Source organism: Cohnella herbarum (assembly GCF_012849095.1).
Lineage (GTDB): Bacteria > Bacillota > Bacilli > Paenibacillales > Paenibacillaceae > Cohnella > Cohnella herbarum.
The window spans coordinates 4,867,993-4,881,555 of the sequence record NZ_CP051680.1; the positions used below are offsets into that span (position 1 = coordinate 4,867,993).

General features: G+C 50.8%; 13 protein-coding genes and 1 pseudogene. 5 read left to right on the plus strand and 9 right to left on the minus strand.

Features of this window, described 5'->3' with window-relative positions:
• Window positions 1-195: 195 nt before the first annotated feature.
• The 6 genes from HH215_RS20840 to HH215_RS20865 form a co-directional block, all read right to left on the minus strand.
• Complete coding sequence (locus HH215_RS20840; protein WP_169281641.1) at window positions 196-1,503, minus strand: 6-phospho-beta-glucosidase; 1,308 nt, start codon at window positions 1,501-1,503, stop codon at window positions 196-198.
• A 106-nt stretch (window positions 1,504-1,609) separates the two neighbouring features.
• The gene (locus tag HH215_RS20845) at window positions 1,610-2,584 is read right to left on the minus strand and encodes an N-acetylglucosamine kinase (protein ID WP_169281642.1); all 975 of its coding nucleotides are present in this window, start codon (window positions 2,582-2,584) and stop codon (window positions 1,610-1,612) included.
• A 74-nt stretch (window positions 2,585-2,658) separates the two neighbouring features.
• Window positions 2,659-3,657 carry a LacI family DNA-binding transcriptional regulator gene (locus tag HH215_RS20850; RefSeq protein ID WP_169281643.1) on the minus strand — a complete coding sequence of 333 codons (999 nt, stop codon included), beginning with the start codon at window positions 3,655-3,657 and terminating at the stop codon, window positions 2,659-2,661.
• Between the two features lie 176 nt (window positions 3,658-3,833).
• Window positions 3,834-5,177, minus strand: a complete 1,344-nt coding sequence (locus tag HH215_RS20855; RefSeq protein WP_169281644.1) for an ABC transporter substrate-binding protein — start codon at window positions 5,175-5,177, stop codon at window positions 3,834-3,836.
• Between the two features lie 42 nt (window positions 5,178-5,219).
• Complete coding sequence (locus HH215_RS20860) at window positions 5,220-6,104, minus strand: carbohydrate ABC transporter permease (RefSeq protein ID WP_169281645.1); 885 nt, start codon at window positions 6,102-6,104, stop codon at window positions 5,220-5,222.
• Complete coding sequence (locus tag HH215_RS20865) at window positions 6,101-6,997, minus strand: carbohydrate ABC transporter permease (RefSeq protein WP_169281646.1); 897 nt, start codon at window positions 6,995-6,997, stop codon at window positions 6,101-6,103. The genes HH215_RS20860 and HH215_RS20865 overlap by 4 nt, the downstream gene beginning before the upstream one ends.
• Window positions 6,998-7,291: 294 nt before the next feature.
• Between HH215_RS20865 and HH215_RS20870 the strand changes: the two genes are divergently transcribed.
• The 5 genes and pseudogenes from HH215_RS20870 to HH215_RS36460 form a co-directional block, all read left to right on the plus strand.
• A complete protein-coding gene (locus tag HH215_RS20870; RefSeq protein ID WP_169281647.1) occupies window positions 7,292-8,056 on the plus strand; it encodes a DeoR/GlpR family DNA-binding transcription regulator in 765 nt (254 codons plus the stop codon).
• 137 nt (window positions 8,057-8,193) lie between these two features.
• Window positions 8,194-9,018: an HAD-IIA family hydrolase gene (locus HH215_RS20875; RefSeq protein WP_169281648.1), complete on the plus strand. Its 825-nt coding sequence runs from the start codon at window positions 8,194-8,196 to the stop codon at window positions 9,016-9,018.
• On the plus strand, window positions 9,008-10,108 hold the full coding sequence (locus tag HH215_RS20880) for a sn-glycerol-1-phosphate dehydrogenase (protein ID WP_254450165.1): 1,101 nt from the start codon (window positions 9,008-9,010) through the stop codon (window positions 10,106-10,108). The genes HH215_RS20875 and HH215_RS20880 overlap by 11 nt, the downstream gene beginning before the upstream one ends.
• Window positions 10,109-10,262: 154 nt before the next feature.
• On the plus strand, window positions 10,263-10,718 hold the full coding sequence (locus HH215_RS20885) for an AraC family transcriptional regulator (RefSeq protein WP_169281650.1): 456 nt from the start codon (window positions 10,263-10,265) through the stop codon (window positions 10,716-10,718).
• A gap of 11 nt (window positions 10,719-10,729) precedes the next feature.
• Window positions 10,730-10,810 (plus strand): annotated as a pseudogene (locus HH215_RS36460) (putative holin-like toxin); the annotation flags it as partial.
• A gap of 208 nt (window positions 10,811-11,018) precedes the next feature.
• On the opposite strand, the gene htpX reads toward HH215_RS36460, so the two are convergent.
• The 3 genes from htpX to HH215_RS20900 all read right to left on the minus strand — a co-directional run bounded on the left by htpX (window position 11,019) and on the right by HH215_RS20900 (window position 13,529).
• Window positions 11,019-11,897 carry a protease HtpX gene (gene htpX, locus HH215_RS20890; RefSeq protein WP_169281651.1) on the minus strand — a complete coding sequence of 293 codons (879 nt, stop codon included), beginning with the start codon at window positions 11,895-11,897 and terminating at the stop codon, window positions 11,019-11,021.
• A gap of 168 nt (window positions 11,898-12,065) precedes the next feature.
• Complete coding sequence (locus HH215_RS20895) at window positions 12,066-12,521, minus strand: hypothetical protein (protein ID WP_169281652.1); 456 nt, start codon at window positions 12,519-12,521, stop codon at window positions 12,066-12,068.
• A gap of 372 nt (window positions 12,522-12,893) precedes the next feature.
• Complete coding sequence (locus HH215_RS20900) at window positions 12,894-13,529, minus strand: TVP38/TMEM64 family protein (protein ID WP_169281653.1); 636 nt, start codon at window positions 13,527-13,529, stop codon at window positions 12,894-12,896.
• Window positions 13,530-13,563 lie beyond the last annotated feature (34 nt).

A 13,563-nucleotide genomic window follows, 5' to 3' on the forward strand; every position in this document is an offset into this window, starting at 1 on the left:
ACAAATAAACTCCCCCTAAGAGAATCTTCCTATGAAAAAGGGTACATGCTCAAGGTAAAATTGAGGTAAACTAGAAATAATAATGTTTGATTTTCTCGTTTGTTGGCGAAAAATCGTGCCTATACGCGGCAAAAAACCGTCAGAGCGTCCTGACGGTTTCCTTTTGACCTCTATCGCCTTCCTTCACCGCGATACTTACTTGAAGAAGGCCGGAAGATAAGGCTTGTTCTGCTCCAACATCTCATCTAACATCGCTTTGGCAATCTTCACGGAAGGAACGAGAGGATGCGACGCCATCGCTTGGAGAGCAATTTCTCTGTCTCCCGTAATCGCTGCCTCGATCGTCAACCTTTCGTACGTTTTAACGGCATGGATGAGTCCTTTGGCTTGCTCCGGCACTTTCGTGACCGGTAGCGTAATCGGCCCCGTACCGGTGACGACGCAATTCACTTCGATAGCGGCATCCTCGGGCAGGAAGTCGAGAGTTTTCCCGTTCGCGACGTTCAGAGTCTGAATGTCCCGTCTGTCGTTATATAACGACACCATCAGGTTCACGGCAGCTTCGGAATAGTAAGCGCCGCCGCGCTGCTCCAATTGTTTCGGCTTCTCCTGAAGATCCGGATCCTTGTACAGCTCGAACAGTTCGTCTTCCACCCGTTTCACGACTTCCGCGCGCGTTCCTTTTGTTTTAAGCGACTCCAATTGTTCTTCCAGCATCACATCGGTCAGGTAGAAATATTTCAGGTAGTAAGAAGGAAATCCGCCTAGCCCGCGCAGAAAATCGAGATCCCACTCCGTCGCCGGAACGTTCTTGCCGGAATATTCCTCCCGCTTGTCGAGAAGTTCTGTCAGCTTGTCTTCTCCCTCGATCTCGACCCGCGTAACCCAATGCAAATGGTTCAGTCCGACGAACTCGGTGTAAATATGCTCGGGAGTCGTTTGATACTTATCGCTCAACCATTTATGAAGCCCGATCGGAGCGTTGCACAGCCCGATGCTTTTCACTTTGGAATGGCGCGTGATCGCTTCCGTAACCATCCCGGCCGGATTCGTGAAGTTAAGCAACCAAGCGTCCGGCGCAAGCTCCTCGATGTCTTTGCAAATATCCAGCAGCACCGGAATCGTTCGGAGAGCTTTCATCATGCCTCCGGGACCCGTCGTTTCCTGACCGATGACTCCGTACTTATTCGGGATATGCTCATCCCACTTGCGAGCCTCGAGCAGCCCCACCCGCATCTGAGTCGAGACGAAATCCGCTCCCGCGATCGCCTGACGACGATCCAGAGTCAAATGAACCTCGATCGGAAGCCCGGACTTTACGACCATCCTCTTGGCCAATTCCCCTACGATGTCCAGCTTGTGTTTTCCCGCTTCTATATCAACGAGCCATAGCTCTCTGATTGGCAATTGCTCGTAGTTCTTAATAAAGCCTTCCACGATTTCGGGCGTGTACGATGAACCCCCGCCAATGACGGCGATTTTCAAACCTGTTTTTTTAGTCATTTCTCATCCAACTCCTTGGTGATTTTTTCTATGTGATCGAAACAGAAACAGAAACGGAAACGAAAACGAAAACGGATCGTGAAATGAAGACCTAAGATTAGGCTGATTAAGCTAAGCTGTACTCTCTCACCATGCTCAACCGAGCATACATCGGTTCCGGCAAAGCGATGCCGCTCGCCTCTGCCGCGAGCCAAACCGCTCCAACGACCGGTTCTACTTGAAGCTTCGCGATCGTCGCCCCCGGAGCGGCTTCCTTAACGGCTTGCTCGATGTAAGCATGCACGAAATTGCCTTCCCCGCGGGTTACGATGCTTCCCGCAAGAACAACGTCGAAGCTGTCGCCCTCCATCTTCAGCCGATGGATGACCGCCTTAGCGGATTTGCCTAACTCTTCGCCTTGGTGGCGCAATACCGCGATCGCAACCTCATCCCCTTGGCCTGCCGCTTGGAAGAGCAGCTTAGCCACTCGAATCGGCGGCCTCATGCCCTGATCCAAGTAATCGTTAAACATCGTTTGCACATTGTCGTAACCAAGATCGTCAAGCAGCAACTGCGTTAAGAGGGTCGGTTGCTCCCGGCCATCCCACGCGCGGATGACCGACCTGAACGTTTCCACGCACAGCGAGCCCCCGCCGCCGAAATCCCCGAACATATAATTAAAGCCCCCGCACTGGTAGAACTCCCCTTGCGGATTAACGCCCGCGCTGTTCGTCCCCGTGCCGCAGATCAATACGACGCCGTAAGGACGATCCGTCCCGGCCCTGAGCGCAATGACCGTGTCGCAATTGATCTCGTGTCTCGGAAATCCAAGCTCCGCGATCATAGGACGCAAAATCTCGTAATCCGCTTCCCTGTCCGCGCCCGCTAAGCCGAAATAAGCGAACTCGATATCCTCGCGCTTCAACTCCGCTTGCGCCAAGGCCATCTCGACGGATTCTCGAATGTTCCGCTTCGCGGTCTCGTAGCCGGTTTGATGATTTCCGTTGCCGCTGTCCCCTTTGCCTACGATCGTTCCCTGTTCATCAACGATAAGCGTATAGGTTTTGCTTCCGCCCGCATCGACGCCCAAATAATATTTCACTTCGTTCACTCCCGCCTCTAGAAGCCGATCCGAAAAGCCGTTGTCGCCTTAAGCTCCGAATGCCTCGATAATGCCTAGCTTTTTGTTGCGCGTGCCGTTGTTTCTCTTATGATGAGTTCAGGCTCGATCTGAATCGTAACGCTCTTCCGAGCCGGTTCGTTAATCGCTTCTAACAGTTGCTCTACGCCGGTTGCGCCGATCTTGTCCGCAGGTTGCCTGACCGTGGTAAGCATCGGACGGAACTCGGACGCGAAGATTTGGTCGTCGAAGCCGACGAGCGACATATCTCGAGGGATGCGAATCCCTCTATTCAAACAAGCGTCTATTACGCCCAGCGCGATATAATCATCCGCCGCGAACACCGCGGGAGGCAGTTTGCCGGAGTCTATCCATTGCATCGCAATGTTATAACCCGAAGACATCTCGAAGGTGCCCCGCTCGATGCCAAACGGATTTAAACCGGCTTCCGACAACGCGGCCAAATAACCTCGTTCCCTCTCTCTGCTGCTTAAGTACATATCCGGGCCCGCGATATGCGCGATCTCGGTATGTCCAAGCTCGATCAGGTGTTTCGTCGCCACGTATCCGCCCTCGAAATTATCCACGACGATCGAAGTGACAGAAGGATTACTGCTCGAACTGTCGATCATGATAAACGGAATTTCTTTCTTGGTAAGCTCCGCAACATATTCGTCCTCATCCATCGGGGACAACAAAATAACGCCGTCCACGCGATCTTCTTGAAATAAGGAACGATGAAACGAGTCCTCGTAACTCGTCGAAATGGATAATGCCAGGAAATAACCGTGCGCGGCGAGCCTATCGTTAACTTCCTTCACCACCGCGTCGAAGAACGAATCGTGCAAGGTCGATAAAGTCAATCCGATAATCCCCGTCTTCCCTCTCGCTAAGCTGCGGGCCGAAGCATTCGGGTGATAATCGAGCTCTTTCATCGCTTGCAGCACTCTTTCCCTATTTTTAGGGCGAACCGATTCGGATTGATTTAATACCCGGGATACGGTCACTACGGAAAGCCCCGACTTCTTGGCAACATCGAAAATATTGACCTTCATAGCCTTACGCTCCTGTACGAAGAAAAATGGATTTGAGAATACCGTACCATAGTTGGAGCTATTTTTCATACGTTCAGTCGACCTGATACGCCAAACGATCTCCAAGCACCGAAAGACTAGAATGGCGGAGGAAGATGAGATGGCTAACGATCCCTCTTCCCCCGCATTAGCGGTTGTTACTTATTCACGCGGGCAAGCAGTTCCTTGAGCTTCTTTTCGATAACCGGGAGCGCATCCTCAACCTTCTGGTCCCCGTTCTCGACGCTCGCCAACTCGTTGATGAACAGCTCGTTGATCTGCGAATAGTTGGAGATGAGATGGTTATAGGACTCGTAACCATACTTATACGCCCCGTCGAACACTTGTTGGATCTGTTTCGGATCGATGCCTTCGAAGTTGTTGTAGTACTTCTCCGCCGCTTGCTGGTTGACCGGCGGATTGCCTCCGCTCAGTTCGATCGACTTTTCTTGAACTTCGGTCGTGATCAGATACTTAATCCACTCCAACGCTTCCTTCGGATGTTTGGAATCTTTCAGAACGAAGAGCGGATCGACGTACAGAACGCTTCTCACTTTCTCGTTCGGACCTTGCGGCACGGCGGCTACGCCGACTTTGAAGTTGAAATCGCTAGACGCGGCCAAGCTCCACGAGCCTACGACGGACATCGCGATCTTGCCGGACAAGAACGGATCGCCGAATTGTCCGGATACGGACTTCGAGAACGCCGGCGTCGGGGAAACTTTCTGATCCCAGATCAAGCCGTAAACCTTCTTGTAAGCTTCGATTACTTCCGGTTTGGTCAAGTTGATCTCGGACGGCTTGCCGCCGTTCGTCCAAGTGTCCTCGGAATACACGTTTCCATTGAAGTATTGCGGTCTTTGATCCCGCTCTCCGAAGCCGAAGTCGACGCCGTATTGCGCTTCCGCCAAATTCGTGGAGTCTACGGTCATCTTCTTCGCGTACTCGACCATTTTGTCGAACGTCCAGCTCTTGTCTTCGTAGTCCGTCGGCGGATATTCCAGACCGGCTTTATCGAACAGGTCTTTATTGTAGAGCATGACGGTAACGTAGCTGTTTAACGGAATTCCGTACGTTTTGCCATCGACTTTATAAATATTCATGACGTCTTCCGGAATATTGTAGTCGGAACCGCTGAATCCATCGAGATAAGGAGTCAAGTCGGCAAGCATGCCTTTGTTGTAATACTCCATAAATCCGCCGTAACCCCAATGGGACGTAACATCGGGTGCGTTCTTCGCCGCGATGGCCGACTGTAGCTTGGAATCGAATTGCTCGTATGGCGCTTTCGTTACTTTGATTTTGATGTTCGGATGTTTCGCTTCGAAATCCGGAATCAGCTTCTCGACGAACGTACGATCCGGAGAATCGATCGTATAGTGGGTAATCGTAACCGTTTCCCCTTCTTTACCGCCCTTACCGCCACCGCTTGAACAGGCCGTTGCGACTAAACTTACTGCCAGCGTTGCACCCAGAACCAACTTCCCTTTGTTGTTTACCATTTGTATCCCCCTCGATAATAGTAATAAAGGTCTATGTGAGTGTTACTTGATGCCGGTAAGAACGATTCCTTGGACGAACCGCCGTTGCGCGATCGCGAACAGGGCGATAATCGGTAGCACGGATAACAGCGAGGCCGCCATCATCAGGTTCCATGGAGCGATCCTGAACTTGGAGCTCAGCATGGCCGCCATCCCGATCGGAAGGGTGAAGTTTTCCTGCGAATCCAGATAGAGCACGGGTGCCAGCAAATCGTTCCAACTCCAGATGAAGGAGAAGATCGCGACCGTGGCGATGACAGGACCGGAGAGCGGCAGAGTCAGACTCCAGTACAGACGTACTTCCCTGCACCCGTCGATCCTCCCGGCGTCGTATAGCTCGTTCGGGATCGTCGTGAAAAACTGTTTTAATAGAAAGATCATATAAGCCGACGCGAAAAAGGAAGGCAGAATGAGCGGTAACAACGAGTCATGAAGGCCAAGCTTCGTGAACAGCAGAAATTGCGGAATCATGATGGCCGGGTAAGGCAGCATCAGCGTGCTCAGCACGAGAACGAATAAAAATTGGCTGCCCCGCGCCTTATATCTTGCAAAACCGAATGCAACGAAAGAAGAAGAAAACACCGTCCCGATGACCGTCGTGATCGCCACGATAAGACTGTTCATATACTGCCTGCCGAATTTAATCTCTTCGTTGACGAACAATTCCCGGAAATTCTCCCAAGCGAAATGCTTCGGAATGAACGAAGGCGGGAATACAAGCATCTCTTTCGTCGTCTTAAGCGAGGTAGACAACATGAATCCTAAAGGCATAATCATCGCTACCGTAACGATCAACAAGATCAAGAACCCGACGATCGAGATCAACTCGACCTTCGCTTTTTTCCGTTTGACGGGTTGTTGCTCTTTCGAAAGCGCCAATTGACTCATTTCGTCTGCCCCCCCTCGTAATACACGTAACGATTAGACAGTTTCATAATAACGAAAGTGATAATCGTAACCGCGATCAGGAGTATCCAGGACATCGCCGATGCATATCCGTAACGGAAATTCTTAAACGCGTTGATGTAAATGTTGTACACGTAGAACCACGTCGAATAGTTCGGACCGCCCTGCGTGATCGTATAGGCTTGCGTGAATACTTGGAAAGATTCGATCAAACCGATGATCAATTGGAACAGGAAAACCGGAGAGATCAGCGGAAACGTGACGTTCCAGAACGTACGAAGGCGACCCGCGCCGTCCAGCTTCGCCGCTTCCAGCAAATGCGACGGAACCCCTTGAAGTCCCGCGAGAAAGATCAGCATCCCTCCGCCTAGCCCCCAGAAGGACATAATGATAAGAGCCCACATCGCGTATTTCTCGTCAAGGAACCAATGAATGGGATCGATTCCGAATAACGAGAGTCCGTAGTTGAAAAGCCCCGCCTGCGGGTTAAACACCCAGAACCATAACAGCGCCATGGATACGCCCGAGATCATGCTCGGAAAATACATTGCCGTCCGGAAAAGTCCCCGAAGCGGGATCTTCTGATTGATCAGGATCGCGAAAATCAATGACAGGAACAACGTGAGCGGAACGCTGATGAACGTGTACTTCAGCGTGACGTTGATCGAGTTCCAGAACTGCTCGTCATGGAACAATTCGTTGTAGTTGCCGAATCCGATAAATTTGGGCGAGTTGATGATGTCATACTCCGTGAAGCTGTAATACAAGGAAGCAAGAACCGGTAATAAGGCAAATACAATAAAACCAATCAGCCACGGAGAAATGAAAAAATAGAACAATCTGCCCTCACGGCGGCTTTCCCTTGTCGACTTCACACCATGATCCCCCTTCGTTGACCGGTAGGAGCTTGATCTCTCCGCCCGCCTAAAAGTTAAAGCGGTTAAACTTTTGGTTCAAAAAAATATGGCCGAGCAACCTTTGCGTTTTCCGTCACGCTTTTCTGTGTGTTTATTCCCCTCTTCCGAAAGTTAAAGCGGTTAAACTTTCTTCATTATATTATGGATTGAGAGCGCTGACAAGAATAAATTCGCATTTATTTTCTCGCTGCGTTTATTGTCGTTTTCAGTCATTTCAACTAAAATGACAATAAACGAAGGGGAGGATTCCGCATGTTCGCGTCGCATAGAAGAGATCAGATCTTAGAACTGCTTCAACGGGACAAGCAAGTGCTCGTGAAGGATCTGGCGCACAGGTTCAACGTATCCGAAGGAACGCTTCGGATCGATTTGCGAATACTCGAAGACGAAAATCTGCTCGAGAGAACGCATGGCGGCGCGGTTCCCGTTAGAGCGCAAGGAGCGGTTCGGGATGCGCGGGATCCTTCCCGCAGCGAGGTCAACTACGAAGAAAAGCGGGCCATCGGACGTAAAGCCGCGAATCTCGTCGCTTCGGGACAATGCATCATCTTGGACGCCAGCTCTACCGTGCTGGAATTAACCAAGGCGTTAACCGATCATAACTATTTAACGATCGTTACGAACGGGTTGGAAGCGGCGATGATCCTTAACCAGAATCCGCGCAACAACGTCATTCTAATCGGCGGCGTTCTCCGGGTCGGATCGAAAACCGTTGAAGGCGTCCTGGGCAAAGACATTCTGGCGGGAATCCATGCGGATTTGTTCTTCACCTCCGCGGAAGGGATCAGCCCGCAGGAAGGCATGACGGATTTCAGCTTGTACGAGGCGGAACTCAAGAAGCTGATGGCCGCGAACGCCCACAGAACGGTAGCGTTGGCGGATTATACGAAGCTCGGACGAAGATCGATCGCGACATCCGTCCTATTCAGAGACATCCACACCCTTATTACCGATAAGAAAGCCGATAAAGAGTTTATCCGGCACATCAAAGGGACCGAAGTACTTATCGCCGATTGAAATCCCCAACAAACGAACGTTCATATGCAAACGAATGCGAACGCAAGCAAACGCACTCAATTGTTGACAAATAAACGCAAACAACCGGACAATAAAGCTATACATTCGATGCTTTATTGCTCTGGAGGCATACACGCATGCAATTAGATACGATAGACGGCTTCATAATCGATTTGGACGGCACCGTTTACCGGGGAGCGACGGCCATCGAAGGCGCCCGGGATACGCTAGCGCTTATCCGGTCTCTCGGCAAGAGGGTCGTATTCCTTACCAACAGGGGAAACTATTCGAGGAAAATGTGCCAAGAAAAACTCAAAGCCATGGGAATTCAAGCAGCGGAAGAGGAAGTCATTCTGACTTCGACCGTCACGGCCGCATACTTGCGGAATGCCGATCCGGACAGCAAATGCTGGCTGCTCGGCGACGAAGGTCTTCGTGAAGAAATGATCGACCAAGGCATCCGCTTGGCTACGAAACCGGAAGAAGCGGATTGGCTGGTCATCACGCTGCACGAGAAGCTGACTTACGCGGAGCTCAATTCGGCCTTTCGCGCGGTACGCTCCGGCGCGAAGATCATCGCCACGAACGAGGACAAGACTTTCCCGGGAGACGACGGAGAATCCATCGACGTCGGCGGCTTGATCAGCGCGATAACGAGCACGACGGGGCAAGAAGTGTCCGTCGTCATCGGCAAACCTTCCGCCTATATGTCGGATGCGGCGTTGCGGTCCTTAGGACTCCCTCCCGAGCGGTGTCTCGTGATCGGGGACAGCTTGAACTCGGATATCCGGCTTGGCAAACAAGCCGGCATTCGAACCGCCCTCGTACTCACCGGTTCGATCTCTCGCGCGGAAGCGGAAGCTTCCGAACTCCAGCCCGATTTTATTTGGGAATCGATTGCGGACTTGATCGCTTTATCGGCTTTATCGCCTTATTCAGGGAGGAATGAACATGTCGTTTAACGGGACGGTACGGATCGAATCGGACGCGCTCCAAGGCGTCGTACCTTATTTGAAAGAAAACGGGTATCGTCAAGTTTCCATCGTGGCGGATGAGCGGACTTATGAAGTCGCGGGCAAGTCCCTCTACAGAGATGCCACTTCAGCCGGAATTCATGTTGTTGCCACTCTCATACAGCCCGATCGTCAAGGCGACGTGATCGCGGATGAAGCATCCTTGATTCAATTGATTCTCGATCTTCGCCAAGCAGCGGCCCAGGTCGTCATTGCCGTAGGTTCCGGAACTCTGCATGATATTGCCCGTTTCTCCGCCTACGCGGTCGGCATTCCTTTCGTTTCCGTGCCAACCGCTCCTTCCGTGGACGGATTCAACTCCGTCGGCGCCCCCTTAATCATTCGCGGCGAGAAGAAAACCATTCCCGCGATCGGACCTTCCGCGATTTTCGCGGATTTGGACATTCTAACGAAAGCCCCTAGCGACATGATCGCCGCAGGGTTTGGCGATATGCTCGGCAAATACACTTCGCTGTTCGACTGGAAGTTCGGCAGTCTCGTGGGCGGGGAGCCTTATTCCGAGGAAGTCGCCGACCGTACGAAACGCGCCTTGCAGCAATGCGTCGACCATTGCGAAGAGATCGGCAGAAGAACCCCGCAAGGCGTCGAAATCTTGACGCGCGCCTTGATCGAATCCGGCTTCGCCATGCTGCAATTCGGGCAATCTCATTCCGCTTCCGGGTCGGAACATCATCTCTCCCATTACTGGGAGATGGAATTGCTGCGAACCGGAAGAAGGCAAATTCTTCACGGCGCCAAAGTAGGCATCGCTTGCGCGGTCATCTCGGATCTCTATCATAAGCTCGCCGCGGAGGAGTCGTCCTTGTTCCCGGAAGAACATCGCGATGCCATCATGGCTGAACTTCGGGCGATCCCTAGCGGCAACGCGCTTCGCGAACTGTTAACGAAGGTTGGCGGTCCGACTTCCCCCGAAGATCTGGGCATCGATCAAGAGCTGCTTCAGCGGAGCTTGCGGGAAGCGCATCATATTCGACCGAACCGCTACACCTTGCTTAGAGTTTATAACGAACGGCAATAACCCCCTTGATCCTGGAGGCGACATATCGAGTAGGCCCATGCGCAATGCGCATGGGCCTTTCATTTTGATTTTCAAAAAAACTTAGTGAATATCATTTTATACCATGTTAGCATTCCAAATGTATTCAACTCTAATAAAGAAAGGAAATAAAAACATGAATATCAATATCGAAACTCTGCCCGATTATCGCATTGCCTACGTGCGACAAGTCGGCCCTTATGGTCTTGCCAATGCTCAAGCCATGGAAAAGTTAAAACAGTGGGCAAAAGGAAAAAATTTGCTTAACGAATCGGCGATCCTGCTCGGAATTCCTCAAGACAACCCGGAAACAACGCTTCCGGAAAACTGCAGATACGATGCATGTATCGTCATTTCAAACGAATATCGATTGGATGATTCCTTTCGCGAAAGCGAGCTTGCCGGCGGAAAGTATGCGGTATGCCAAATCAAACATACAGCGGAAGACGTTCAAAAAGCATGGAACGAAATATTGCCATACTTGCAACGCAGCGGATACCAAATGGATAACAAACCGATCTTAGAACGCTATACGGGTAAAATGATTAGCAACGACTTATGCGAACTATGCGTTCCTATTAAACCTGTGTAGAAGTAAAAGACGCAATCCTCATCATGATCGGATTCTCAACATTTATTATTGCTCTTTTATCTTACATCGCAAACAACTACAAGAGAAAGTAAAAACCCACCCCAAGGTTTACCGCCACAGGTGGGTTTTTGTGCCATTCATTAACTTGAAGGGGACATCCCATCCAAGCCAATTGTATAGGCCGAGTGTTAACCGCACTCGGTTTTTCTATTGCTATCTTAACATATGCACTCCGTGTAAGACAATAACTTGATTCAGCTCGTAATATAGCTTAGAAAACAACCCTTGATGAACCCTAGATTACATAGCCTGCAAGCGACGAATGCGCTCTTCCAGATCCGGGTGAGTCGAGAACAGCGCGCTGCGTTTCTTGCCGCTGATCTGCAAAGTCGAGATCGAGGTTTGCTGGCTGTCTCTCATTCTGTCCTGATAGGCTTGCAACCCGCGCAACGCGTGGATCATTTTATCCTTACCGGCCAGATGGGCTCCGCCTGCATCCGCGTGGAACTCGCGGTACCTGGAGAACGCAAGGACGACCATGCTCCCGAGAATCGAGAAAACGATTTGAAACACGATAACGGCGATAATATGAACGATAGGAGCGATTTCTTCCTTCACGAAACGGGATACCGCCCAAGCGGCCAGACGCGACAGGAACACGACGAACGTGTTCACGACGCCTTGGAGCAGCGTCATCGTGACCATGTCTCCGTTGGCGATATGGGCAACCTCATGGCCGATAATCGCCTCGACCGCCGCCTCGTCCAGCTCATCCAACAGCCCGGTGGATACGGCAACGAGCGAACGTTTCTTCGAAGGACCCGTCGCGAACGCGTTCACTTCGTGCGATTCGTAGATCCCGACTTCGGGCATATGAGTTAGACCCGCCGCACGGGAAAGCCTATGCACCATCTCTACGATTTGCCGTTCTCCATGAGAGAGATTTGCTTCCGGTTTAAGAACTTGGACTCTCATCATCCATTTGGCCATCATGCGGGACATCGCAAGCGAGATAAAAGCTCCAGTAAATCCGACGATTACGCTAAAGATCAGCAACGACATCATATCGACTCCGCCGGATTCGTTCAAATACGAGCCTACGCCGAATACGGAAAGAATAATGCCGATCGTCACCATGACCAATAAGTTGGTTAAGATAAACAACAATATACGTTTCATAGTTTCCTCCTAAGGATGGATAGAGTAAACTTCCTTGTCCTGCCACATTACATTCTATTTTAACTTGGTCCTTATTTAGAATCTACGTGGGAGACCCTCTATCCGTTTCAAGAAGTTAATGGTTATAAGACGCAGGCAACGAACAATTTCTTCGAACCGCCCCGCATCTTACAGCCTGTTGAAGCCCTCTTCCCTTAGATACTCCCTGGCTTCTTCGTACGTCTCGAACGCCATTTCGAGATTCAGCCCCGAGAAGATGTGCCACATGTCATCCTCGAACTTCAACACAAGCAAATTCCGGTCCGAATCGAACCATTTTTCCTCTTGTCCTTCTTCCCAAGAATCATCGCCGGTTAACGATTGGATGGACTCTTCCACGAGAGCGCGAAGTTGTTCCTCGGTATATTCCCTAATATTGACGAAGCCTTTCTCGTCCGTCTCGACCCCATCGATCTCTCCCGCGAAAATATATCCGTTCCCGTTAGGGTGAAAGTGGAAGCCGACGTTCTTCTTCTCGATAACGCTGCGCTCATAATGGAAATTCACGCGGCCAAGGGATACGTCCCTGCGCTCTAATTGGGGAAACGACTGCATGATCGCTAACTTTTCTTGAAAACTTAACATAGTTTCATCCGCCTCACGGTTTAGTGTTGCTTGTGATTATAACATAAATGGACTTTCCATGAAGGCCCGCGGCCTTCCTTACTCCCAGGGATAGCTTAATAAATCGCGCGGAATTTCACTAGACCAGGCTTCCACTTAACGGAACCAGCAGCCTTTATTTTGCTCAAAAAGCTACTTTTCAAAATCTAACGGAAGCGTGCGCTCTTATTTGGTTGTTTTCCAGTGAAAGCATGCCATTTGGCATAAATAGAGGCGTCTAGCTCCGTTAGATTTTTAAAACACTTGTTTTCGACTAAATAGCGGCTGTGGTAGCCGTAAGAAAATATCTTCGACGAACTGTAGGCGATCATCTGTTCAACAGGAGCCCGCCGATCAGATCTCCTTGTTAGCGGACGGCGTTGGCGGTTGTTGCCTGGAGTCGCGCGTGAACCTCGCTTCGATCTTCTTGCTGATCCAGAGCGACGCGCCTACGAACAGAACGACGTAAACGAGCTCGGCCGGACGTTCGATGAACCGCCCGAAATCATGTCCGATGATCGATACCGACATCACCATAATGGCTTTGCCGAACATGATCGCGATAATGAACGAGCGTACCCTCATCTGCGCGACCGCCGCCGCCATATTAATAACGACGAAAGGCCCCACCGGGAAAATACTAAGCAGGAACACATAACTGAAAGCGTTGCGTCGCACCCAAATCAAGCTTTTCTGCACCTTAGGCTTTTGCGCCCAGCGCACGAAGTACGGTTGCCCGGCAATTCTTCGCACGACCAGGAACGTAACGAGACAGCCGCTCACGATGCCTAACCAAGAGTACAGGAATCCTAACCATAAACCGTACACCGCCGCATTCACTCCGACGATCAGAATCGTGGGCAATGGCGGAATAAACGACTTCATGAACGTCAGCGCAATTCCGGGAAACGGCCCGAAATCGCGGTATTGTTCCAATAAACTTTTCAAATTATCCTCTGTCACGTTGGACAGAATGTCCGCTATACTCATATTCTTCGCATGCACCTATTCCCGCTGGTCTTAT